Source organism: Mangrovimonas sp. YM274 (assembly GCF_030908385.1).
GTDB lineage: Bacteria > Bacteroidota > Bacteroidia > Flavobacteriales > Flavobacteriaceae > Mangrovimonas_A.
This window is the reverse complement of record NZ_CP133091.1, coordinates 1,559,404-1,584,082: the sequence shown is the minus strand read 5'-3', so window position 1 is coordinate 1,584,082 and position 24,679 is coordinate 1,559,404. Positions and strand designations below refer to the sequence as shown.

The 24,679-nt window shown below is 34.7% G+C and carries 28 protein-coding genes; 18 read left to right on the top strand and 10 right to left on the bottom strand.

The genetic code is table 11. The annotated features are described in order from the left end of the window. Window positions 1-2 precede the first annotated feature (2 nt). The 9 genes from RBH95_RS06925 to RBH95_RS06885 form a co-directional block, all read right to left on the bottom strand. Window positions 3-560 carry a hypothetical protein gene (locus RBH95_RS06925; protein ID WP_307901953.1) on the bottom strand — a complete coding sequence of 186 codons (558 nt, stop codon included), beginning with the start codon at window positions 558-560 and terminating at the stop codon, window positions 3-5. Window positions 561-646: 86 nt separating this feature from the next. Continuing rightward, a complete protein-coding gene (locus RBH95_RS06920; protein ID WP_307901952.1) occupies window positions 647-1,216 on the bottom strand; it encodes a DUF1643 domain-containing protein in 570 nt (189 codons plus the stop codon). A gap of 4 nt (window positions 1,217-1,220) precedes the next feature. After that, window positions 1,221-1,742 carry a hypothetical protein gene (locus RBH95_RS06915; RefSeq protein ID WP_307901951.1) on the bottom strand — a complete coding sequence of 174 codons (522 nt, stop codon included), beginning with the start codon at window positions 1,740-1,742 and terminating at the stop codon, window positions 1,221-1,223. 47 nt (window positions 1,743-1,789) lie between these two features. Next, the gene (locus RBH95_RS06910; protein ID WP_307901950.1) at window positions 1,790-2,254 is read right to left on the bottom strand and encodes a hypothetical protein; all 465 of its coding nucleotides are present in this window, start codon (window positions 2,252-2,254) and stop codon (window positions 1,790-1,792) included. Window positions 2,255-2,276: 22 nt separating this feature from the next. After that, window positions 2,277-3,464, bottom strand: coding sequence for a restriction endonuclease subunit S (locus RBH95_RS06905; protein ID WP_307901949.1), 1,188 nt, complete (start codon window positions 3,462-3,464; stop codon window positions 2,277-2,279). Between the two features lies 1 nt (window position 3,465). Beyond that, window positions 3,466-5,103 carry a class I SAM-dependent DNA methyltransferase gene (locus RBH95_RS06900; RefSeq protein WP_307901948.1) on the bottom strand — a complete coding sequence of 546 codons (1,638 nt, stop codon included), beginning with the start codon at window positions 5,101-5,103 and terminating at the stop codon, window positions 3,466-3,468. Between the two features lie 5 nt (window positions 5,104-5,108). After that, window positions 5,109-5,987: a hypothetical protein gene (locus RBH95_RS06895; protein WP_307901947.1), complete on the bottom strand. Its 879-nt coding sequence runs from the start codon at window positions 5,985-5,987 to the stop codon at window positions 5,109-5,111. Window positions 5,988-5,992: 5 nt separating this feature from the next. Continuing rightward, complete coding sequence (locus RBH95_RS06890; protein WP_307901946.1) at window positions 5,993-8,476, bottom strand: restriction endonuclease subunit S; 2,484 nt, start codon at window positions 8,474-8,476, stop codon at window positions 5,993-5,995. Window positions 8,477-8,545: 69 nt separating this feature from the next. Then, window positions 8,546-9,550: a YafY family protein gene (locus tag RBH95_RS06885; protein WP_307901945.1), complete on the bottom strand. Its 1,005-nt coding sequence runs from the start codon at window positions 9,548-9,550 to the stop codon at window positions 8,546-8,548. Between the two features lie 285 nt (window positions 9,551-9,835). Here RBH95_RS06885 and RBH95_RS06880 point away from each other — a divergent pair, with 285 nt between their 5' ends. From RBH95_RS06880 to RBH95_RS06845, 8 genes are all read left to right on the top strand, one after another. Further along, entirely contained in the window at window positions 9,836-10,405 is a 570-nt protein-coding gene (locus RBH95_RS06880) for a hypothetical protein (protein ID WP_307901944.1), read from the top strand. Window positions 10,406-10,461: 56 nt separating this feature from the next. Continuing rightward, window positions 10,462-10,935, top strand: coding sequence for a hypothetical protein (locus RBH95_RS06875; RefSeq protein WP_307901943.1), 474 nt, complete (start codon window positions 10,462-10,464; stop codon window positions 10,933-10,935). Window positions 10,936-11,124: 189 nt separating this feature from the next. Beyond that, window positions 11,125-11,334, top strand: a complete 210-nt coding sequence (locus RBH95_RS06870) for a helix-turn-helix domain-containing protein (protein WP_053993052.1) — start codon at window positions 11,125-11,127, stop codon at window positions 11,332-11,334. Further along, window positions 11,331-11,651 carry a HipA N-terminal domain-containing protein gene (locus RBH95_RS06865; protein ID WP_053993051.1) on the top strand — a complete coding sequence of 107 codons (321 nt, stop codon included), beginning with the start codon at window positions 11,331-11,333 and terminating at the stop codon, window positions 11,649-11,651. Before RBH95_RS06870 ends, RBH95_RS06865 begins: the two co-directional genes overlap by 4 nt. A gap of 4 nt (window positions 11,652-11,655) precedes the next feature. Beyond that, the gene (locus tag RBH95_RS06860) at window positions 11,656-12,603 is read left to right on the top strand and encodes a HipA domain-containing protein (RefSeq protein WP_307901942.1); all 948 of its coding nucleotides are present in this window, start codon (window positions 11,656-11,658) and stop codon (window positions 12,601-12,603) included. Window positions 12,604-12,947: 344 nt separating this feature from the next. Next, window positions 12,948-14,297: a site-specific integrase gene (locus RBH95_RS06855; protein ID WP_307901941.1), complete on the top strand. Its 1,350-nt coding sequence runs from the start codon at window positions 12,948-12,950 to the stop codon at window positions 14,295-14,297. Continuing rightward, the gene (locus RBH95_RS06850) at window positions 14,290-15,018 is read left to right on the top strand and encodes a hypothetical protein (protein WP_307901940.1); all 729 of its coding nucleotides are present in this window, start codon (window positions 14,290-14,292) and stop codon (window positions 15,016-15,018) included. Before RBH95_RS06855 ends, RBH95_RS06850 begins: the two co-directional genes overlap by 8 nt. Before the next feature lie 46 nt (window positions 15,019-15,064). After that, a complete protein-coding gene (locus RBH95_RS06845; RefSeq protein ID WP_053977303.1) occupies window positions 15,065-15,490 on the top strand; it encodes a hypothetical protein in 426 nt (141 codons plus the stop codon). Window positions 15,491-15,524: 34 nt separating this feature from the next. Here the strand turns inward: RBH95_RS06845 and RBH95_RS06840 are convergent, their stop codons facing one another. Further along, a complete protein-coding gene (locus RBH95_RS06840) occupies window positions 15,525-15,914 on the bottom strand; it encodes a hypothetical protein (protein WP_307901938.1) in 390 nt (129 codons plus the stop codon). Between the two features lie 109 nt (window positions 15,915-16,023). Between RBH95_RS06840 and xerA the strand changes: the two genes are divergently transcribed. The 10 genes from xerA (at window position 16,024) to RBH95_RS06790 (ending at window position 24,651) form a co-directional block, all read left to right on the top strand. Then, the gene (gene xerA / locus RBH95_RS06835) at window positions 16,024-17,154 is read left to right on the top strand and encodes a site-specific tyrosine recombinase/integron integrase (protein ID WP_307901937.1); all 1,131 of its coding nucleotides are present in this window, start codon (window positions 16,024-16,026) and stop codon (window positions 17,152-17,154) included. 105 nt (window positions 17,155-17,259) lie between these two features. After that, window positions 17,260-17,832: a hypothetical protein gene (locus RBH95_RS06830; RefSeq protein ID WP_307901936.1), complete on the top strand. Its 573-nt coding sequence runs from the start codon at window positions 17,260-17,262 to the stop codon at window positions 17,830-17,832. 148 nt (window positions 17,833-17,980) lie between these two features. After that, entirely contained in the window at window positions 17,981-18,661 is a 681-nt protein-coding gene (locus RBH95_RS06825; RefSeq protein WP_307901935.1) for a hypothetical protein, read from the top strand. 150 nt (window positions 18,662-18,811) lie between these two features. Continuing rightward, window positions 18,812-19,294 (top strand): DUF4265 domain-containing protein, encoded by a 483-nt coding sequence (locus tag RBH95_RS06820; protein WP_307901934.1) that lies wholly within the window; start codon window positions 18,812-18,814, stop codon window positions 19,292-19,294. A 149-nt stretch (window positions 19,295-19,443) separates the two neighbouring features. Then, window positions 19,444-20,082, top strand: coding sequence for a hypothetical protein (locus RBH95_RS06815; protein WP_307901933.1), 639 nt, complete (start codon window positions 19,444-19,446; stop codon window positions 20,080-20,082). A 215-nt stretch (window positions 20,083-20,297) separates the two neighbouring features. Beyond that, the gene (locus tag RBH95_RS06810) at window positions 20,298-20,750 is read left to right on the top strand and encodes a hypothetical protein (protein WP_307901932.1); all 453 of its coding nucleotides are present in this window, start codon (window positions 20,298-20,300) and stop codon (window positions 20,748-20,750) included. A 159-nt stretch (window positions 20,751-20,909) separates the two neighbouring features. Then, window positions 20,910-21,347 (top strand): hypothetical protein, encoded by a 438-nt coding sequence (locus RBH95_RS06805; RefSeq protein WP_307901931.1) that lies wholly within the window; start codon window positions 20,910-20,912, stop codon window positions 21,345-21,347. Window positions 21,348-22,121: 774 nt separating this feature from the next. Continuing rightward, window positions 22,122-23,189, top strand: coding sequence for a T9SS type A sorting domain-containing protein (locus tag RBH95_RS06800; protein ID WP_307901929.1), 1,068 nt, complete (start codon window positions 22,122-22,124; stop codon window positions 23,187-23,189). A 209-nt stretch (window positions 23,190-23,398) separates the two neighbouring features. Next, a complete protein-coding gene (locus tag RBH95_RS06795) occupies window positions 23,399-23,857 on the top strand; it encodes a helix-turn-helix domain-containing protein (protein WP_307901927.1) in 459 nt (152 codons plus the stop codon). Further along, window positions 23,803-24,651 (top strand): IS3 family transposase, encoded by an 849-nt coding sequence (locus RBH95_RS06790; protein WP_307902240.1) that lies wholly within the window; start codon window positions 23,803-23,805, stop codon window positions 24,649-24,651. The genes RBH95_RS06795 and RBH95_RS06790 overlap by 55 nt, the downstream gene beginning before the upstream one ends. The last annotated feature ends 28 nt before the right edge of the window (window positions 24,652-24,679 follow it).

Below are 24,679 nucleotides of genomic sequence, written 5' to 3'. Positions count from 1 at the left end.
TACTAATGTGTTCTAAAACTATTCCATTTGGCCTTAAAAATTCCCGCCAAAGCAACTTCTAAAAAATAAAGGTTATAATCTTCTTCTACAGGATGTAATACAACCTTATAGTTTCTAAGTTGTTCCTTGGAGGTGTTCAAAAATTCATTTGTAACACTAGCTCTAGTTATGTTGGGATCTTCATGGTTAGAGAGTAAATAAGCTAATGTGCATTCGTTATGCAATTTTCCCCATCCATGTTGCCGCAACCTTCTGAAGATAGTACGGCTTATTCCAACATATACCGGAACCACTTTATCACCTTGCTGTTCTCCAAAAACATATATTCCCTTAAACTCGTTCTCCGATCCGGATTTCCCCGAGACATTATTTGGGAAATAGCCTAACTCTTCGAATAAGTTTGTTTGTCTCCAAACCTTATCATTGGCAACCCTATACAAATCTTTAAGAATTGGCGTAGAATCATGAGATAGCTTATCTTTTAACTCTATTGCCAATTCATGTGCTTCCAACAGCAACTGTTTTAGACATTTTGGATAAGGTTCTTTCTTATAATTCATATAAATTTAAACTACTTGTATTTGTCTTATAATCCAGAATCAACTTGAGTAAACATCATTTGTTTAGTCTTGTTACCCTCTTAAAACTAGCTATCTTTAGTTAATACCTTCAAATAACTTTGCACATCAAAAGGTTTCAATATAATATCTCCGACAGGGCCCACATATCTATTAAGGCCTTGAGAAGCGGGATGAAACGGATGTCCCTTATGTGTATGCTTAATACACCAATAGTCCAACCTGTATTTTTTTAATATATTGAGTATATGCACAGCGTTCTCCCTTAAATATGGAAGGTCTAATAAGGCCGTAATATTATTCCCCCAAGCCAATAAAACATTATTAATTTTTAATTGATTGGCTAAAAAATACCCTTCCAAAAGATTGATATTCATCTCATGGTCTGGCTTATAAGGTTCAACACTTAATTCCTCCGGTCTTGATGTACGTTCTGGCGACAGATTGAACAATAACCAACCATCAAAACCATTAACTGAGGCTATTTGATCAATATTCCTAGTGGTTCCATCATCAGTCGTAGCATCTGCCGTACTTGGATTAAGGCATATTACTAACAAATTATTGATACCTTCTTTAGCAAGTACAAATCTATTTTCGGAATCATATTCAGGTATGCAAATTCTTTTGGCTTCCATATGATTACTTTTCCTTTTTCTTATAGGATATATATACTTGGGTTAAATCACCACTCAACTTCTCATAAGTTTTCACCTCTTGTACTGCCAAACTTTGAAGTTGATTATTATAGTGCTCATTTAATGCCATTGAAAAGAAGTTAATTGCATAATTAACACATGCAAACATATAGCATGCAGAGGCCATAATGTCAACAGGTTCCATACTTTTTTGCAACTTGATCCTAGGATATGCATATGTTTTTCCCGTACTGGCCGTTAATTTAAGAATGAACTTTAAATGGTCAATATACCAAGATGTGTTTCGATTAAAAAGCGACATTCTTCTTGTTATTTTAGGATCTAATTGACAATAAAATGTATCATTAAAAACTTTAACCGTAATCGCTCTTGACGGTATCACAAACACATTATTACGTACATTACCCTGTCCGTCATCTTCAATTTGAACGTCCGGATAATTAGACCTCAACAGAATTGTGATAATTTCATTGAACTTATCATGTAAATTTTCACTTTTCTCCATAATTTTTAACTAATGTGTTTATTATTAATCTTAACCTTTTTAGACGATTAACCCTCTATTAAATCAACAAATCCGTCCCAACTCATCAACTTAGACTGATCTATATATGAAGGATTAAATTCTCTAATTGAAGTATCTTTTCTTTGCTGCCCTTTTTTACCAGGATTTTTCAACCAATTTTGATGCCCCTCCTTAATGAACTTCCCTAAATCTGAGCCTTTAATTATAATGTAATCCGGGTATTTAGAAGGATCTGAATACAACGTAACAAACACAAAATATTTATCTTTAGTAACCTCATCCTCTATTTTCTTATTTAATACCCATTTCTTTTTATCTTGAGTCGTTTTAACTTGAATGGCGAAAGATTTTGATCCATCTATATTACTCGTTAAAATATCCACTCCATCTGAATTCCTTAAGGTAATTGCCGCCAAATAGCCTCTTCTCGATAATTCTGCCGCAACAAAATATTCTCCCGCAACTCCAACTAATTGTTTATTTATTTTCATGCCTCTCCAAATACCATTTTAATTACACTAACTCCCCTTTAAACGCTTTTTGTAATAAGCAGTTAAACAAATCTTCTGCTTCCTTAAGCTCTTGTTTGGCCAATTCCTTTTGTTGCTCTATCAAGGCTATTTTATCCGCAAATTGGTTTTGGAGATCTATGGGAGGGTTTATAAATTTTATTAGTTGAAATTTTCCTTTAGTAATTATCCCCTTCATCCCATTAGTTGAAAAATTTTGCACGTAAGGTTTCGCTAAAACGAATTGGTAGTACCAAAACATAGAAATTTTGTTTTTGGGTTCGAAAGCATTTATTTGCTGATTAAAGGCCACCCTTCTATTTGCAACAGCAACATTACCTATTACTTTTCTACTACCAGCTATACAAGTAACCAAGATAGCCCCTTTATTGACACTTCTTCCTACTCTCAATCCGCTTTCAGACAAGTATTCCATTGCACTGGTTAAATACATTTCAGGAGTGTTAATATTATCCGTTTTAACCCACTCAATAAAATCTCCATAATATTCTTTAATCTTCCTAGATGGAGTATTACCTGTTATGGTTTTACCAAGACTTTGAATTTGCTCTTTTTCCCAACCTTTAGGATTAACAACCGGATCACCAAACATATCCAAAAAAATGGATTGCGCGAGTTTATCATACTCTCCTAGTAGCTCTTTAGTTTTGTCACGAAGTGCAGCGGCATCCTCGAGAATTTGAGCGATGCGTTTTTGGGTTTCGAGGTCTGGGAGGGGGATTTTCAATTTTTTTAAATTCCCAGCCGAAAAGCTAGCCTGATTAACAGATTGATTAGATATCTTCATCAAGTCACTTTTAAAATTTTGAGAAGCAAAATAATAAGACATATATTTTGGATAACACACTTCTAGTTTAGCTCTCAAACAAAGTAAATTCATACCATGAATTAAGTGCCTAGGGCTTCCTTCGTAAATAGCAGATTTACCCAAATGTTTTGGACTGTTTATGTGAGACATTAATATATCCCCCTCTTTCAAAAGATACCCTTCATACTTACCCAAATTTCCATAATCTAAATCTGCATACCCTACTCTTTTCTCATCAATTTTTTCACTGGCAATTGTTTCAATTCTAGTAATAGGCACCCCGCCTGATGAAGAATCTTGCTTTATTGAAACACCATTTCTAATAAAAGTAAAAACATCTGCGATTTTCTTCTCTAAAATCATATTATAATGAGTTCCCCATTTTATTCATTAATTCACCCCTTTCCTCTCCTAACTTCTTAATCCTCTCTAAAATTATTTTAGGTTCATCGTACTCAACTTCCTCATAAACGATGTCCTTATAACGATTAATAGAGAGATCCCAGGCGTTATCTTTAATTTCCTTAAACGGCACCAAAAAACTTTGAGAAGTACGGTCTGCAAAATTATGGGTGCAAGTACCATCCAAAAACTTATCGAAGCCTAAATTGCTTGGTAAATCGTGTAAATGCAGCAATTCCCCTCTTTTATCATGCATTTTACCAAAATACTCACTTTTCAAATAGCGAAAGTGATCCAACACTTGTGGTAAATTAAAATTGTTGTGAGCCTTGGCTAGTTCTGCCAACTTTCCAAGTGTTAAATCTTCTGCAAAAGAAAAATCGTTAAATAACTCCTCATCTACCAATAAGTTTCTTTTATCATCAAGACTTTTTCCATCGGCCTGCATATCGTAAAACCAAACATTATCAGTACCACCACTTCCTGTTTTGGTGAATATCATTATGGCAGTGCTTACCCCTGTATAAGGTTTAAATACCCCACTAGGCATAGAAATAACGGCTTCCAATTTATTGTTTTCCACTATTTCCTGGCGAATGCTTTTATGGGCCTTACCACTACCAAACATTACACCATCCGGCACAATCACTGCTGCTCTTCCTCCAGTTTTTAACTGACGTAACATAAGAGCCAAAAACAGCAACTCGGTTTTCGTGGTGTTGGTTACGTTTACAAGGCTAGGGGCTATACTGGCTTTATCAATCTTACCTGTAAACGGGGGATTTGCCAAGATAAGCGTATGAGCATTGCTTATCTCGTTATCCTTGCTCACGGCATCAACATCTATAATATTTGGCTCTTCCACACCATGTAAGTATAGGTTCATAGAGGCTATACGTAACATCGTAGCATCGAACTCAGTCCCATTAAACATCGTTTTATTGATATGATCCCGGTATTTATCCAATTGGGTCACATCGTTATGCTTATCAATATATTCCTTAGCTGCCACCAAAAACCCAGCGGTCCCTATTGAAGGATCACAGATTACATCCTCCAAAGTTGGTTGCATCAACTCTACCATAAGCTTAATAATGTGGCGTGGCGTTCTAAACTGCCCTGCGGTACCACCACCTTCCAATTTAGACAAAAGATATTCGTATATATCTCCTTTGGTATCTTGATTGGTCATATCAATACGCTCCAACTTTTCCATTACCTGATCTAAAACAGCAGGTTTGGAAATCCCAAAGGTAGCACCACTCATATAAGTACTGAACAGACTTTTTTTACTTCCTAATGAACGTATAAAAGGAAATATACCATCTACACTATTAGAAAATATGGCATGACGGGCATTAACGTCCATTTCCTTTAAGTTCTTCCATCGAAAGTTTTGTTGGTCAGAACCAAAAATGGGATTAAATTCTTTATTTAATCGCTTAGCCATACGCTCGTTACGAGTTTCGGTTTCATCTAAATCTTTGATAAAGATGAGATAGGTTAACTGTTCTACAATAGTAATGGTGTTGGTGATACCACCTGTCCAGAAGGTATTCCATATTTGGTCTATTTGGGATTTTAATTGTCCTGTGATCATTTAAATTATATGTGATTTTTATAGTTGGTTTCAACAAATTCTGGTAGCCATTCTAGAATTTCCATGATTAAAAAGGTATTGGCACAAAAAGGTGTTTTCACAATATCTTCATCCGACAAATGAGAATAGCCATTAGTTGACTCCTTTAGTTTTCTAAAAGCGGATTTAATTTCCTGAGATACACCCTTATTAAGTTTATGACCATTTGCATCTCTATCTTCCATAAATCTTGTACAGGATTCATGATTTGGCAAACCATTTCCTTTAAATAAAGCCTGTGGGATACAAGGTATTTCTCTATTTAGAGAAATAAAAATACCCTCTAAAAAGTCACGTTGCGCATTCAAGTTAACTTTACGGTAATCTCTATCTTTATATGCAATGATGATTGAAACAAGGACACTTTCAAAATCTCTCGAAATAATTCCCTTATCGAATGCGACAAAAGCTTCTTCAAAGTCTATTCTTGCAGTTCTATAATTTGAAATAGCGATCTGTTCTGCTATATATTTAAACATCAAGTCTCGTTCGCTATCTTTCTTTTCAAAAATTTTGACATTACCTTCTAGAGCTTCAAATCGGTCAATGAAACCTGTATTTACACAGTAAGGAATGTGTTTACCTATTTGTATTGAATATGTGTCTATATCTCTCATTGCTCTTATCACAAAATTATCCTTTTCCGTTTCCTGATCTGCTTCAATTTTGCCTTTTCCATCCAGGATAACAAATTCAATACTTAGGTCGTTCTTTAAAAATTCAAAGCCTGTTTCCCAATCCAATTTATACTCTAACTGAATGTTATTATGACGCGCGACTCCTGATAAGGATTCACAATAATCTTTTTTATCGTCAACTAATAATACTCTTAAAGGTTTTGACATTATTTTTATTTTAGTAATGTTATTAAAAATTCTACATTATATGGCATTATACCCAAGCCCTCATTTTTTATCAGCTCTATAGTTGCTTTATGTTTTTTTAATATTAAACCTATTAAAAATCCACCAAATCCGCTACCTACGTCTGACCTAATTGAGCTTCCTTTTGCTAGGAAATCCTGAATTGTAAATTCTGGTGGCAATGGCACACCGTTATTGCGAATTGACAACTGAAATGAAATCGTATCTTTAGCCTTTATCTCTAACCATATTGTTGGTTTTTCTAAACTATCTTTAAACCCATGTTTTATGGCATTAGTAATAAAATTATGCATAAGAATTCTTAATTGTTTACGGTCTGCCAAAAACTCTACTTCTTTCCCCGTTATTTTAAATTGAATATTTGGATATTCTGAAGCTATGTTTTGCAAGAATTTCTTCAGCTGAATACTCTCTTTTATTGGCTCTGAAATAGAAATTATCTTTATAGCTTGCTCTAAAATATAATCCATATCGGTCACAGCACGTTCCATTCTGTCCAGTGTGTTTTTTAAGGTGTGGATTTCTATTTGCTCTGGTGTATCTGTATCAAATACCGGTACAATAGTTTCGTTACTCCCAATTGTATCTTTAGCTTTTATTTTTTTATTTAAAAATGATTTTAATGATACAAAATCATTGCCTAAACCTGATAAGGGTTGCTTAAGCGTGTGCTTAAGCGTTTTAATAAAATCTTGTTCTTGGTTAGTAATATTGTCTCCCTGAACCTGTTTTTCTGATTTTCTAAATTCTTTAAACAGAATGTTTTTTTGCTCTTCTAGATTTGGAATCTGGATTTGAATTTCCATTAAATCCCTCATACTCAATCTAGCTATTGTAGCGCCTTTAGAATAATACTCGACTTGTTTGGTTACGTATGATTGGGTTAATTCTCTAGCGGCGTATTCATCTAAAACCTCATTATCATAAAATTTTAACCAATATACATTTTGCCCCAATGCAAAAGACACATCATTTGGCAAAACCGATGCTTTAATTTTATTGTTAAAGGCACTCAACACTACACCACCTCTAACTAAGTGTTTATCGATATTTTCAACTTCGTCATGGTCTATACCGAGCATATTATCTTTTGGTTCAAAATAAAGACCATTTTTATCGATGTCTCCCATTTTGATTAGCTTATACTCACCTCCAACATATAAACTACTTTTATTACGAAACATAGAGCCAAATTTGCGCTGTTCTAATAATTGCCCAACATGATATAATTTATGACCAGGTTTAACCTTTATATCGTCAATATCAATCACATATCGCTTAGGGTCCAAATCATAATTGAAGAGGTCTTGATTGGTTACAGTTCTAGAGACATCTTTAACGTATCTTTTATCATTCATTGTTTTAACCAACTCTGAGACATCTTCTACTAATTTATTAGAAGCATCTAAAAAGAACACTTGATTATCTCTAATATTAAAATCGAAAATAAGCATGGACACATTCATTGCTGTATTTTCCAACATTCCATTAGGAAATGCCACCACAGTATCTAAAGCCCCTGAGTTTATAATTTGCTCTCTTGCTTCCTTCCTAAAGAATGCTTGACTACTTAAAACACCTGAAGGTACTATTAATATTGCCTTATCTAAATCAACATGATTATTCTGTAATTTAGATAACATAAGATCAAACTCCCCTTTTGAATTTCTAGCCGCACTTCTTCTAAATGGTGGGATGAAAATACCCGTAGTTGTTGTTTGAGACCTCATATAGGCAAAATTACCTCGATCAATTAATTTTGAGACTACCTTGTTAATCTGATTATCATATTCAAATTCATTAAAAAGGTTAGGATTGTATTCTTCTTTAATTGAAAAAGTTGCCTCTTTATTATCGGCAGCAATTTTTAATATAAAGTCATTATAGCCTTCAAAATAGGTTTCGATAGCATTGTCTTTATTTTGAAACCAGTTTAGGCCTGATAACACAGTAATTAATTTTTCACTTAATCTTAACGACCTATTATTTGATTGCTTAAAAAACCAGTCACATAGCTTGTGAGCTACAAGCAGTTTCTCTCTAGGATGATTGTTTCTATTTGTATAATTTATTTCTGGTTCTGAAATAATTTTATACATGTAATCGTAATTATCCTCGTGTAATAGTTCTTCTAGTGCACGAACAAGTAGATCGATTTTGTTTGCCCTACCATAAGTTCTTATCGCATTGGATTCATGTACCAGCCTATTACGATAATGCTGAAATTTTAAGCTAATAATATCATCTTTAACCAATTTAATTTTACCCGCCTCCTTTGTAAACAATTTTGAGTAGTTATTAGCTCTAGTAGTTACTTGAGAAGCAGATACAGGAAGCCCATCTTTACGTTTGTAAAGTTTTTGACTGTTTATAATTTCAGCTATATCTCTTGATAAAAGAGGCTTTTCTGCATTTTGCAGTACTTGTTCTATAGCTTCGTGTAAGGTCATAATTATTGTATTTCCATTTTAATTTTACTCTGCAAATTAACAACCAATGTATGCGAAGTATTTGCACACTTATTTACAGTAATATTGCTGCATGGTTTTTGATTGTTCACTTAACTGTTCTTTTAAACCCTCAGGTTCAAGCACTTCAACATCTTGACCATAAGACAACAATTGCTGAACTAACTCTTTGTTTATTATAGTCTCAAACCAAACTTGGTCTTGTTTTTCTTCTTCAAAGAATTCCTCGTAATCGGGCTGAAATGGTTTTGTCTTGAAATAGCTTTCTCTACCATTATAAAACTTTACAACGACCCTTTCTACTTTTGCATCTTTAGGTCTAACGACTCCCACCATAGTTCTGAAGAATATATCCCAATCAGTATCTGATTCGATGTAATTAACACCGTCAACGAAATCAAAACTAATAAGCCTTTCATCTAAAGGAATACTCCATTCTTTAGTCTCCTTTGTGCCATTAAACCCAAAAACAAACCATCTCCTGTTATATTGTTTTAGAATTTGAGGGTGAAATTCAAAAGATGTAGTTTCTTCATCCTGGAAGCCCTTATAGACAACTTGGATCACTTGCTTTTTTTTAATAGCTAGATACAAAGGCTTTAAGTACTTTATACCCTTATACTCCTCATTATGGTCATAAAACAACACCTGAGTTGCATCTTGATCTTGCTGTTCCTCTTCATCCTGAAACTTAATTAAAGCTTCTGCTAGCCTATCATATTTAGGATCATTCTCAAACCTTTCCAACAATTGTTGAGCAGCATCTATTAAATATTGCTCATATTCTAATAAAGGCCTTTGAGCAATTGAAAAATTGGGGTCTGAATACTTTAAAACTCTTACCTTTTCTGGTAATGGTGCTCCAAAACCGTTGACTTTATCCCTAAAAACCTTAAGATCGTCACGTAATGTTCTAACGGATATGCCTTCTCCGGGATAATAAATAGTGATTCCTTCATTTACATATCTTAATAACTCTTCAAAGCTAAACGCTTTATTGCGAAAACAATAATCTAGAATATTGTACCTTAAATGAGCATGGGTGCTATTTGCCATTAGGACTGAACTGAATGAGTTAAATTGGTTTTATTGAGAATGCTAAAAATATGAAAAATTATATAGGTCGAAATCAAATAAAAAAAATACTTATCTCCTTTTTTCAAACATAAACTTAACTACCATTATGACACTTAAACCTAACGTACTGGTTTCCTATTCATTAAAGTTAACATGTAATTTCTTGTTAATTTTTTAGATCATTTTTCCTATTTTCGTCGTCCTTTAATCCTAGTTTCTGGATTAAATCAACCAATTGTTTACTAACCAATAAACCCAAATTTTATGAAAAAAACATTCAAGACATTAGCTATTGCCCTTATGGTTTCTACCTTAGGTTTTTCCCAAGAAGAAGGTGACAAAGACAAGAAATTTCAATTTGATCTATCGGGAGAATTTATGTTCACACAAGATTTTCAAAATGTAGGTATAGAACTTGAAATCATTTCCAACAATGAAGATTCAGATAAACCAATTAAAACTGCAACCGCATTTTTAGGTTACAGTATGATGGACTATTCTACTCCTGTTGGATCTGCTACAGGTAATGGATACACGTTTTGGCTTGGAAGTAAAACATATTTCAACAAAGAAAACGCTAAAGGATTCTACATTGGCAATAATTTCAACTTTGGAGCCGTATGGTTTGATGAAAACGGTGTAGACGGACGCTTTAGCTACTTATCACTTTTCAGCCCTGAGTTAGGTTACAAATTTAAGTTTGGAAACTTAATTGTTGAGCCAATTATTGGTACTGCATGGAATATCGAGATCAAAGGTCAAGGATTTATCGACAATAAATACGTAGACAACTGGCAACATCGTGGAGCCCTTAGAATTGGATATTCATTCTAATTGATTCTGTTAACTACAAAACCATAAAACAAATTAAGAACCAACAAAAATTACACATGAAAAAAATTGCTTTTTGCATAATGCTTTTCACAATGTCCCTTTCAACTTTTTCACAGGAGACTACTCAAGAACCTCAAGAAACTGCAAAGAAAGGAGTGATTACTTCTCAAGAGGAATATAATTATCTTACTAAAGGGTATCCTCAAGCAATAGAACTAGGGCTTGGCATAAAAGAAGGCTATGAATTCAAAACGATTAAAGATTTTGAATACAATGGCTTTAAGTTAAAGTATCAATACCTTATTCATACTGAAACTCAAGAGAAAAAAGCTCTATCTATCATTGTAATAAAATTAAAAAATGATAAAAAGGAATACCTATGCTTACCTTTTAACAACGCAGAACTTCTTACAGAATATTTAAAATCTATTAATGGCATTGGCCTTACCATGAGAAGTGTTGTTGACGTTTTTAATACTACTTTATTATCTAGCTTGGTAGAATACAAAGCTAATCAAGTTAAAAGTTAGGAAACGTAATAGGGGTTATTATCTATTTCTTAATCGCATAAAAACGGTTTAGCATTACTCTAAACCGTTTTTTATTTCTACACCATAAATTTATATGCTTTTACATACAAAACATTAAAAACAACACAAATTATATTCAATTACATATAATTTACTATATTTACACAATATTATATTCAATTGCATATAATGAAAAGATTATCTGAATTTGTTAAGGAACGTAGAAAAGAGGTCAACCTTACACAGGAAGAATTTGCTGACCGTACAGGCGTGGCTTTAACGGTGATACGAAAAATAGAACAAGGCAAAACCAATCTAAACATGGACAAAGTGAATTTGGTCCTAGCCATGTTTGGTCATGAATTGGCTCCTGTTAACAGTAAAGAACTGAATAAATGAGACAGGGGAACGTATATTACAAGGAGATTCTGGCAGGTGTATTAACTGAAACCGACGATGGCGAATACGTGTTTCAATATGTTCCAGAATACGTCAAAGACTATCCAGACAAATTCATCACTTTTACCATGCCCGTAAGCTCAAAACCTTATACGGAAAAACGCCTTTTCCCTTTCTTTGAAGGCCTCATTCCTGAAGGTTGGTTACTGGATATTGCCTCCAAAAATTGGAAGATCAACCGAAATGACCGTATGGGACTTTTATTGGCCTGTTGTGCCAATTGCATTGGAGCCGTAAGTGTTTTACCTAAAGAATAGCTACATGGAACACAAATGTTTATACTGCTATAAGCCAACAGAGCCCAATACGGACTTCCATAAAAAATGCTCCTTGGAATTTTTTGCCAGTCCTATGCCTCCAAAAATTGATTATTCACTTGATCAAATGGATCAACTGGCAAAAAACATTGTAGAACGCAGTGTTGCTGTCCCTGGTGTTCAGGCGAAATTATCCATGTCCCTGATAAAAGAAGCCCAAGACCATCCCGATACGAGGTTAACGGTGGTTGGAGCTTTGGGTGGGCAATACATTTTTAAGCCTCCTTCCGATAAGTTTCCTGAAATGCCAGAAAATGAACATGTCACCATGCGTATTGCGGAAGCTTTTGGAATTCGTGTAGTTCCGTCCTCATTAATTCGATTGGCTTCAGGGGAACTATCCTATATCACCAAACGTATTGACAGAACCGAAAGTGGCGAAAAACTCCACATGATTGATATGTTCCAGATCACAGAGGCTTTCGACAAATATAAAAGCTCCATGGAAAGAGTTGGAAAGGCCCTTGACTCCTATTCAGAAAACACACTGCTTGACAAAATCTTTTATTTTGAACTGGCTTTGTTTGTTTTCCTAACAGGAAACAATGATATGCACTTAAAGAATTTTTCAATGATGGAAAGCCTTTCTGGATGGGTATTGGCTCCCGCTTACGACCTATTGAATGTTACCATCCTGCTTCCTGAAGATACCGAAGAATTGGCACTTACGCTTTCTGGAAAGAAAAAGAAGTTAAAACGGGAACATTTTGAATTGTTGGGCAAAGGATTAGGACTGACCGAAAAACAAATTAGCGGTTCCTTCAAACGCATGCACAAAAACAAACCAAAAGCTTTTAAATGGATAGAAAGCTCATTCCTATCAAAAACAATGAAAGAAGCCTATACAACTTTGCTCGAAACAAGATACAAACAGTTGGAAATCGATTCATAAAAAAGTGCCTTTTGAGGCACTTTTTTATTGCTTATGAAAACCCATTTTCTTTTCATTTTACACCTACTTCAACGTGTTCATTTTTTTTATGGATGAGGCTTTGATTCTTCACTTTTTTAACTAGTTTTATATCAGTAAACTATTAACAAAAAAGTGAACAGAAACTGAACACGTTTTTGGAACACGATTTCTCATACAATGGGCTGGAAACCCCATAAAACGGGCGTTTTGGGGATATAAAAATTCCTTCATAACCCAGAGGTCACGAGTTCAAATCTCGTCCTCGCTACAAGAAGCAATCATTTGCAAATGAGCGGTTTAGGTTTTACTAAACCGCTTTTTTTATGTTTACGTCTGAACAGATTATTGCTTTTGCATACGAAAGTGAATACGAAACTGCATACGATTTGTCCCAAAAAAAGAATTTTTCCAACCCAAAAATCTACACCGCAAAGGGAGATATTTCCAAAAGATGGTATGTATATTTCTCCTTCCGAGACCCAAAATCAGGAAAACTAAAACGGATTACTCCCTTTTATGGAGAGACCAATAAATATAAAACCAAAGAAGAGCGCCTCGAAGTACTGACCATTTACAGAAAGACCATCCTGAAACTTCTAAAACAGGGCTACAACCCTTTTGCTGACAATACGGAACTCTACCAAAAACTTAACGGCAAAAAAGAAGAGGAAATCACTCCCCCTGCAAAGACCGCACTGGACAACACTCCCAAAAAGGAAGTAGAGCCGATTGAAACGGAAGTTCCCGAGGTTGAAATCCCCCAAACATCCCTTAGGGAAGCCTTTGACTTTTCACTGAACATCAAAAGGAAATTGCTCAGCAAAACAACCGTAAAGGGATACGAGGGCAGGGTTGATACTTTTCTGAAGTGGATCGAAAACAATGCTCCCGAGGTCAAGAACATTGAACAGTTGAACAAAAAAGTGGTCTCTGCATTTCTAAACGATATGTTGACCAACACCAGTGCAAGAAACAGGAACAATTACCGAACGGATTTGAGCAGTCTTGTGCAGGTCTTGGAGGACAATGACATTATAGAATCAAATTTCATAAAGAAAATACCTGTTCTTAAGTCCACCCCCGAGAGGAACAAGACCTATTCCAACGAAACCCAAGAAGCCATTTTTGAATATCTGGAAGAGAAAGACCCCATACTCCTATTATATATAAAGTTTATCTCCTATAACTTTTTGAGACCTATTGAAGTCTGTAGGTTAAAAGTAAAAGATATCAATGTAAACAATAGGACCATTCAGTTTAAGGCAAAGAACAGTCCATTGAAGACCAAGATAATCCCTGAGATTCTTTGGAACGAACTGCCTAACCTCTCAAAAATGGACAGCGAGTCCGTACTGTTCACTCCCGATAAATTGGGTGGGGATTGGGACACGGCACTCATCAACAAAAGGGACTACTTCTCAAAACGGTTCAAAAAAGTGGTTAAGGACCATTTCAATTTGGGAACCGATTATGGACTCTACAGTTTCAGGCACACCTATATTACCAAACTCTACAGGGCACTTGTGAAGGAATCCTCTCCATTTGAAGCCAAAAGCAAGCTCATGCTCATAACTGGGCATTCATCCATGGCGGCACTGGAAAAATATTTGAGGGATATCGATGCCGAACTGCCCGAAGATTATTCTGAAATGCTAAAACAAACCAATGGATAGAACACCCCTACACGATTTCTATTTGGATCTCCTTAAAAATCTCTGGATCGATTTTCTGTTCTTCATTCCGAAAGATTCAATTTTGGCGGAGGAACTTATGAAAATTGAAGCCCTAAAAGAAAAGGACTTCTTAAACAAAGCCCTGCTGTTCGACAACTATGCGGGTCCAATTGAACTGGACAGCAAACGGGACAGTGGCAAAATGATGATGAAAGCAGGGACATTGGAAAAAAATTTTTTCCAATTGCTACATAAAAAAGGGGAATCGGAAGCAATTGAATTTGACTATGTGGCAAAAAAATATCTGGAACAGTTGGAGGCCATCTGTTATGTCACTGGTTGGCTCAATGACAACATGGCCCAGTACCTCGATAATTTGAATGAAGCCACTCCCCTTTTCAGGCTACAGCATACAAATTACACCGAACATAGAAATCTCTTTGTCCAACACTTCCGCAAACCGAATTTCCAGGCCCAAAATGTCAAGCCGAATATAAAATCCATCATTGGGGATTCTTTTGATGAGCTCCAAAAATTAAACGATAACGGTTTTAGTTTTGAAGGAGTCCACAATCAAACCCCAAAAGAACCTTTGACCGATACCCCTCAAAAAATAAAGGCAAAAACAATTACTGACAAGCCCGTTAAAAAACAGCCGCTTATCAGCAATGAGGAAGCCGAAAGAAGTATTTTAAAAGGTATTTTTAGGTTGGATCTGTAAACTTTCTTACATTTATGCGTAAATTAAACGTTTAATTTACGCATAAATGAAGGAAACCGAAATTTGCCACTATTGTGGCGATGACTACATACCCAAAAGAAAAGGCCAACAAAAATTCTGTAGCAATTCCTGTAGAAGCCGTAATTGGCAACAGAAACAGGGAGTCCCTAATTTAACTCCAACAGCTAAAGAAACTGATCTAGCTCCGCCAAAGGAAGACCAAAAAACAAAAACAGAGCAAATGTCGTGGGGTGGCGTGGCAAATAACATCGCAGGAAATATGGCCTATGACACAGTAAAGAAAATATTCACGCCTAAAGCAAGTGAACCTGCAACAAAAAAAGACATCGAGGACCTAAAAAACCTAATAACTAACAGATACCTGCCAGTTAACAATGTTCCAAAGGATCATATGGGCAGAACTGCATTTTATGATGTTCAAACGGGAAATGTGGTATTCTTTCTTACTTGACAAACAATACGGAGCATTGTTTTTCTCATAATATTCAATGCTCCATATATTCCTGCCATTTTACAAGCACATATTTGTCATTTCCATGTTCGCTCCTTTTCAAAAAACCGAACTCGAAAACGAACAGGTACACATCCCCTTTGCCATTCTTCCAGTAATGGGTGAAAAAATTTGGATTGAAGCCTTCTTTCAACAAAACCTCACATCTTACAGTGGACTTCCCTGCCCTATTGTAGAGTTTCAATATTTTCCTGTTGTTGCGAAGGACACGTAATACATCATTGTAAAACTTAAGTTCTCCTTCAAGGCTCTTTCTGTAATGGTAGGCACTTTTGCAATGGTCATTGCAGAATTTCTTGTCGGAACGCCCTTTTAGTTTCTTTCGGCATTTCAAACATTTAACGGTTGGTTTCAATTTATCCATGTACAAACGTTTACAAACGTGTACAAACGAATACAAATGTATCATATACGTTTGACATACGACTAAGTTATTTATTTTCAGTAATATTACTATAACCAAACCAAAAAATATGGAAGTCAGAAAACATATCTCACTCAAACACCTTTTGATTGACAACAAAAAGTACATTGGGCTCAAGTTCAGTTCCGACAAAGTTCTGAACAGTATGATAAAAGAACTGGACGGCATTGAATGGAGCAATGATTTTGGAATGTACTACGTACCGAACCACAAAAGAAATCTCAATGCCATCTTCAACCTTTTCCGTGGTGTAGCTTGGATCAATACCAATTATTTTTTCGAAAAAACAAACGCAAAAATGCTCGATGAGGAATTTGATGTGAAATGGTTCAGGAACAGGGAAAAACCAGATGGTTACAAGGTATGCCCCGACTCCTACCTTGATAAACTTGAACTCAAGCATTATGCCAACAACACTGTAAAAACATACGTTTCATGCTTTGAAAAGTTTATCAACCACTACCCTGCCAAGGATATTGACAAACTGGATGAGCTTGACGTTAGAAACTATCTCATGTATTTGGTAAGCCTTAAATGGTCAAACTCCTATATCAACCAAACCATCAACAGCATCAAATTCTATTATGAAATGGTATTAGGCATGCCAAACAGATTTTATGATATTGAACGCCCTAGAAAACAAACGAAATTGCCAATTGTCCTGTCCAAAACAGAAGTAAAAAATCTACTGGAAGCGACCACCAACCTTAAACACAAATGCATCCTTTCCCTGCTGTATTCCGCTGGCCTAAGGCTCGGAGAAATGCTCAACCTAAAACCCAAAGATATTGACAGCTCTAGAATGCTTGTAAAGGTTAACGATGCCAAGGGCAACAAGGACAGATATACTCTATTGGCACAGTCAACACTTGATGATCTGAGGACGTATTATGTTGAATATAGACCAGAAACATACCTTTTCGAGGGACAAAACAAGGAAAAATACAGTACCACAAGCGTTGGAAGAATAATAGACAAAGCCTCAAAAAAGGCTGGAATAAAAAAACGAGTAACCGCCCACACTCTAAGACATAGTTTTGCAACACATCTTTTAGAGGCAGGCACCGACCTTCGATACATTCAACTCCTATTGGGACACAATTCTACAAAAACCACGGAGATTTACACCCATGTAGCCAGCAATACGTTTAATTCTATTACAAATCCACTCGATATGTAAGAATTATATGTAGATTTGATGTAATAAATATAATGGTGATAAACCCCATGGGGTTTATCCCTATGTTGTGTGTAATTAGTAAAATCAAACCAACATTTAAAATTGATGAAAAAGTCGAGCTTAATCTTACTGGTTTTCATTGCTCTAAGTTGTAATAACTCAAAGGATAAAATCAGTATTATAAAAAACAAAGAAGAAATTGAAAATAAAATTGATAATATAGAAGAAATTAAAACCATAGAAAATAAACCACTTAAAGAAATTCCAAACACTCCAGAAATCTCAGATTCGATTACATATGTAGCTACAAAATTTATTAATGACTATGTTTCAAACTGCAACAAAATGAAAGAGCAAATAGGAATTATTGAGTGGGTAAATAGCTATCCAAATGTCAGTCAAAAATTTAAATCAGAACTGACCAAAATGATTCAAGACGCTGAAGAAAAAGATCCTGAATATGGACTTGGGTTTGACCCAATTTTCGACGCTCAAGATTACCCTGACGATGGTTTTAAACTTACCGAATTTGACTCAACTTCAAACTTTTTAACTGTAGAAGCCAAAAGTTGGGAAGGATTTACAATTACAATGAGATTAAAAGAAATGAATAATGAATATCTCGTTGATGGGTGTGGAGTAATAAATATTCCAAAAAATAAACAAGCTAAAAGATAAAAACTACACACAACACAGTGTATAATTCATTGCTTCTGATTTTCCTCACGGAAAATCCTCGCAACTTTGCTATCTTAGTTTCTTAACACGAAAATCCTGCGGATTTTCACGCAACGAAACTATACACAAACCGTTGTGTACCATTCGAATGAACCAGAAAACTAACGACATACTTTTCTACTTTGGAATCGCACTTTTGTTAATCGGAGCATTCGGATTGACATTCGCAGCTTTTTTTGCAATTATTGGATTACCTATTTTCATAGTTGGTATAATCCTAATTCTATTATCTAAGAGAAAACTGAAAATTAAAACTATATGGATTTTGGGAAGTATTGTCGGAATTGTTGCATTTTGGCCGATTTGGACCAAAATCAATACAATAGAACCTGAAACTTATCTTGTTCCTGAAAATTTCAACGGAAAGATTAAAATAATTTATGGATTAAAATGCGGAATTAAACCAAAAGTAGAAAATGGAAGAAGAATTTTAGAAATTCCAAATGACGGAATTTTGTTTGTCGACTATGAATTCAAAAGTGGAATAATTGACCACGAATACTATTCGATTGACAAAAATGGGGAAAGAGTTAAACTTGAACGATACGAAAACTATAAAAAAGGAACTAAAAATGTTCCTGGAATTGGATTTGGAGCTTCGGGTAATTTTCCAGGGGAAATGCCAAATGGCGGAATTTCATCTGAATCACCTTTGACTGTCCATTATTCAGAATTTCAAGTAATTCGTGATTCCACAGTTCAATATGATTTTAAAAAAGAAAGAAAATTTGACTCTATTGTTAGAGCAAGAATTGAAAAATGTAAATAAAAACGGTACACAACACAGTGTATAATTCATTGCTTCTGATTTTCCTCAAGGAAAATCCTCGCAACTTTATTATCTTAGTTTCTTAACACGAAAATCCTGCGGATTTTCACGCAACGAAACTATACACAAACCGTTGTGCCTAATTGCAGAATGACAGAAACTAAAGAAAAATACGAGAAAATTTTATTCAAATATCACAGCAATGTTCTTGACGAACTGACTGTAGAAACTATGTGGGCAGAAATAATTGACAAGGATAAAGGAATTTATAAATTGGACAATATTCCTTTCTACGGACCACAAGTCGCAACCGATGACGAATTTTACGCGGAATTTGACGAATCGGAAAAAATGCTGACTTATAAAAAAACAACCAAACATTCTGGAAATTCTATAGTTTTAGTAGTCATAACCAAAAAAGGATTTGACAAAGAAATTATTAGAAACCGATTTAAAGAATTGGATTGTGAAAGCGAAGGACTTAATGACACTTACTTTTCAATGGAAATTGTAAAACAAGTTAATTATTCGGGAATAAGAAAAATATTAGACGAATATGAAAATGACGGAATTATTGAATTCGCAGAACCTTGTCTATCGGACAAACATCGAGCTGAATTAAAAAACAACTAGGCACAACAATGTATAAAAATAATTGCTCAGTTCTGGGCGTAACCAAAGGTAGTTGCAAGTTTACTACGTCTGATTTTCCTGCGGAAAATCCTCGCACGTAAACCCGCAACTATTCTTATACGACACCGTTGTACAACATTTGCCAAAAAATGAAATTTGGAATTTTAATCGTAATATTTTTGGTTAGTATTAGTTGTAAAAATGCAACTGAAAATAATTCAGATAAAATTAAAACAAATAGGTTTGAATTACTTCCCTACCCTGACAAAGAGGAACAAGAAAAATATTTAAAAAACCTAAATTTGACCACTTTTCTTGAAAATCCTATTGACTTACAAGAATTTAAAAATAAAACAAAAAGAGATGTCACTACGAGTGTGACAAATGGTTTGGAATACTACTTTCAACCAAAAATTAATGATTCTATTTTTTATAGTTATAACTTCATTTCTACTGTAAATAGACAATTAGAAATTAATGAAATAGTTGTCTTTAAATACGGAAAAAACCAACACAACTATGAAGACAAAACTGAAATATTAATTGAATTAAAGATAAATAATAAAGATTCTGATTTGGGAAAAGCTAATCTAATTGGACTCTCAAAAACAGAATTAGAATCGGAATTTGGAACCGATTATCTGACTTTCAAAAATGGAATTGCTTACTCGAACAAAAACAAAGTTTTGATTTTAGAAATTGACAGTTCTATAGTCAAATCTTATCGATATATAAAATTAAACACCGAGAAAATCGACGACGGATTAATCGAACAAATAATAAAATAAAAAACGTTGTACAACACCGTGTATAATTCATTGCTTCTGATTTTCCTCACGGAAAATCCTCGCAATTTTGCTAACTTAGTTTCTTAACCCGAAAATCCTGCGGATTTTCACGCAACGAAACTATACACAAACCGTTGTAGTGCATTTGAGAAATGAGAAAAACGACAATAATTTTACTTCTGATTTCAACTTTGTTTTTAAGTTGTAAAACTCAAATGGAGAGAATAAAAATCAATGACAAAACCTTAATTGTTGTCAATAATGAATGGGTTTTGACAAATCCGACTGAATTTATTTCTGAACGAAAAAATAATAAATCGATAGAAGTTATCGAAAAGCCTTTATCGGAAATCAAATACGAATCGAATTACCAAAAAATAATCGGACTGAATAATGTGGCGGACTTTAATCCTGAATTAGCAATTGACTTTGAGTTCGTGAAAAATATTGACCCAAATAAAGAAATATTTTATATGGTAGACGGGATACCAACTCACGATTACAGATATGTTTATCGACGTTTAATTTCAAAAAAAGTAAAAGAAATAAATAATTTAGGAATTAATCAAGCAATTGCCATTTGGGGAAAACGAGAGGGAAAAAATGGAGCGATTCAGATAAAAACTTTTGACAAAGACGACGTTGTGATTCCCATAATAATAAATTAAAAAACGCACTACAACAATGTATAACCGCAATTACGGCGGATTCGACTACGTCCGAATCCACTCGGAATTGCTAACGCCAGTTCTAAACCGAAAAATTAACGCATATTAACCCGTAACTGACGGTTATACAAACCGTTGGCAACAAGCTAAAAACAAACTATGGAACTGAAACCAAAAATCGGAGTTGATAATTTAAAATTTGGAATGACACGAAAAGAAGTCATCAGAATTTTAAATAAACCAGACCGAATTTTGACTAATGAAGACGATGACAATGAGCTGATTTTGGAATGGAATTCTAAAAAATTACGTCTGACTTTTTATCAAAATGAAAATGACCGATTTGGATATTTAAGAACTATAAATCCTGAACTAAAATTCAACGGAAATAAAATAATTGGAGCGGAATTAAACTTTGTAAAAAAAGAGATTTTTGCGGATTTAACATCTGATTGGGAAATCGACGATTATGATTTTTTCACAACTCATTTTAACGAAGAAAACTGGCTGACTTTACACGTAGAATATGGAATTATAACTGATTTAGAACTTGGAGTCCCTTTTGAGAATGATGAAGATTATAAATGGCCGAATTAGTAAAAGTATAAAAAAGCCAGTTGCCAACACCGGCTATAATCCATTGCTCGCTATATGCTAAACCAAAAACCTGTATATTTAACTTGGCTCGATTCCTACTCCGAAAATCCTACGGATTTTCCTCGCAACGGAATCATAGCCCAACCGTTGTAAGCAATAGACCAGCTTCACCTTTTGATTTTCAATTCGATGTTTTTGCGCTTGATTTTAATTGAAGTGGACAGCTTGGCGTTGGGTTGGTCCAAGGGGATGGCCAGGGGCCCATCCGCTTCCAAGTTTTCGGCGGGAAGCGCCGTGAAAATGTATTTTCAAACGAGCGGTGTCGTACAAAACTTGAATGCCAAGGTACTGGATTCCGACCACAGAAACAATCCCCCAAAGGGGTGAAATCCCGTACCTGGCCGGACCAGCGCAACGCCCTACAGAACTAAAAGAATTAAAAGATTAAAAAGCGCCCAGGTCAAACGATCCATGCCAGTTACATAATTCATTGGACCTGTAAAAACATCGGAATTCAGCAAGGGGTGTGAAACTGGCCTACGGACATTTAGCTCATTTCATTGGTCCGAAAAAAATTAATGAAATGAGATTTTTAAACTTAAAAAAATTGCTCAGCAGCACGTGGTTTAAAACTAAAGCTCACAACACGGTATATGTTCCATTTTGCCTTTCATAAATATAGGGATGTAGGAATATTATCCATACATTTATGACGGCAAAACAACGCTAAAGCTAAACATATACCCACCGTTGGCAAACATTTAAAGCTATATTATGAACCAAATTCGCATTAAGTTTTTACTATTCTTAATTTTCGTAACGAATTATTCACAAGGACAGGTCACTGATGTTGTTACAGGATTAAACTTTCCAGGTGGTTTGGCTTTTTATGGAAACGAACTATATTTCTCTCAAACAAGTGATGGGATTATTTCCAAAATTAATGTGCTTTCAGACCCAATAATTATTGAGGAAATAATCAATATAGGTGATGTCATAACAGATATTGAAATTATTGGTAATGAACTATATTTCGCGAATTTTCAAAGCGACAAAATTTCTAAGATTAATGTCAACTCACAATCGCCAACAATAATTGATGTGCTAGACGTTTACAAACCTTGGAGTTTAAAATCGTTTGGAGACTTTTTGTATTTCAGCTCGGGATCTGGTGTCGATACACTTCCAAATAATGGTAAAGTATCTTTTATTGATGTTTTAGACGATAACCCTGTTCCTATTGAAATAATATCAAATCAAGCATATACAGCTTCTTTGGAGATAAAAGATAACTTTCTTTATTTTTCTGATCCATACGCAAATAAAATCGTACAAATAGATGTTAGCAATACCAATTATTTAGCTACTGATTTCATTACAAATCTCAATACTCCTTTAGGATTGATGTTCAATGGCAATATACTTTATATCGCTGAGAGAGATAATAATAGAATTGCTAGCGTAGATGTTTCAAGTAACCCAATTTTGATAGAAGATTTTATAACTGGATTGAATGGTCCCGTTCAAACCATTACTAACGGTACAGATATGTACATCGCTGAAAATCTCGCTGGAAAAATTTCAAAATCTGAAAATACAATGCTTTCAGTGCAAGACATAGACTTCAAGAAGCTTAATATCTTTCCAAATCCAACCTCAGATTATATTCATCTGCAAGGTTTTAAGGAAAATTCATTAATACTTATTTATGATTTATCAGGAAATGAATTGTACAAAAAAATAATGCTTTCAGACCAAAAGATTGATATAAGCAATTTTAAAAATGGCTATTATTTTCTAAGAATAAATAAGGATACAACATTCAAAATTATTAAAATATAAAAAACGTTTTGCCAACACAGTGTATAATTCATTGCTTCTGATTTTCCTCTCGGAAAATCCTCGCAACTTTACTATCTTAGTTTCTTAACCCTGAAAATCCTGCGGATTTTCACGCAACGAAACTATACACAAACCGTTGTATGCCATTTGAGAAATGAATTTTCCTGAAATAGGTTGACTAAAAATTGAACAAACAATTACAGTCACTTATGAAACACGAAAAACAACACTGGCGAAAAAAAAGCTACCAAAAAGTCAATCTAGAGACCAAACTTCTGGTCGTTGACCAAATCATTAGCGGACAGCTATCCAACAACCAAGCTTCCAAAAAATATGAGGTTCCCAGAACCACCATAGCCTATTGGTTAAGAAAATACAGTACCTTAGTGCAACGAAACACTGGTATGAGCAAAAACGACGAAATTAAAAAGCTGAAAGAGCGTATTGAAGAACTGGAGTTCCAAAAGGACTTCCAACAGGACATTATCGCTGATATGGAACTTATTACAGGTGTCGACATGTCAAAAAAGTCATTACCCAAAACATTGGCAAAAGAGATAGAGAAAAAGAAAAAAGACCGTTTAAAAGAAAATGGCTCTATGGATGTTTTGGGATATCTAAGCAAGCCTTCTACAAAAGACTCAAAACACAACAAAAACAAGAAATAGACCAACAAAAACTAATTTCTTTAGTTAAGGGTTACCGTAAAAAAGTAGGCTCTAAAACTGGTGGAATCAAGCTCTACAGTGAGCTGAAACAAGATTTTATAAATGCCAATATTAAGATTGGCAGAGATAAATTCTATAGGTTTCTAAGGCTTAACAGACTACTAATACCTAAAGCCAAAAATTACATCACTACAACAAACTCCAACCACATGTTCAAAAAATATAAAAACCTTGTTAAGGACCACGTCCCCACCCAACCAGAACAGCTTTGGGTAAGCGACATAACATACATTAAAACCGAAAACGGACACAACTACCTAGCATTGGTAACCGATGCCTATTCCAAGCAAATTATGGGGTATAAACTAGACAGCCATATGAGAACATCTCTTTGCAAAGATGCACTCGCCATGGCCATTAAAAACAGAAAATATCGCAACCAAAAGCTCATCCATCATTCTGACAGAGGGTTCCAGTACTGCAATCCCAAATACTCGCAGTTTGCTGAACAAAACGGCATTACCATGAGTATGACAGAACAATACGATCCTTATGAAAACGCCGTTGCAGAACGTATTAACAGAACCCTAAAACATGAATATGGGCTGAAACAAACCATTAAAAACACGGAACTAGCCAAAAAAATGACACAGCAAGCGGTCTATATTTACAACAACCTAAGAGCTCATTTCAGCCTGGATCTGAGAAAACCTGCCGAAGTACATCTCAATCCAAACATCAACTACAAATCGTATCGAAAAAATAATGTAATTTTAAATCCTCTAACGATTTGAAAACATCGTTTTGAACAACCGAAAATCA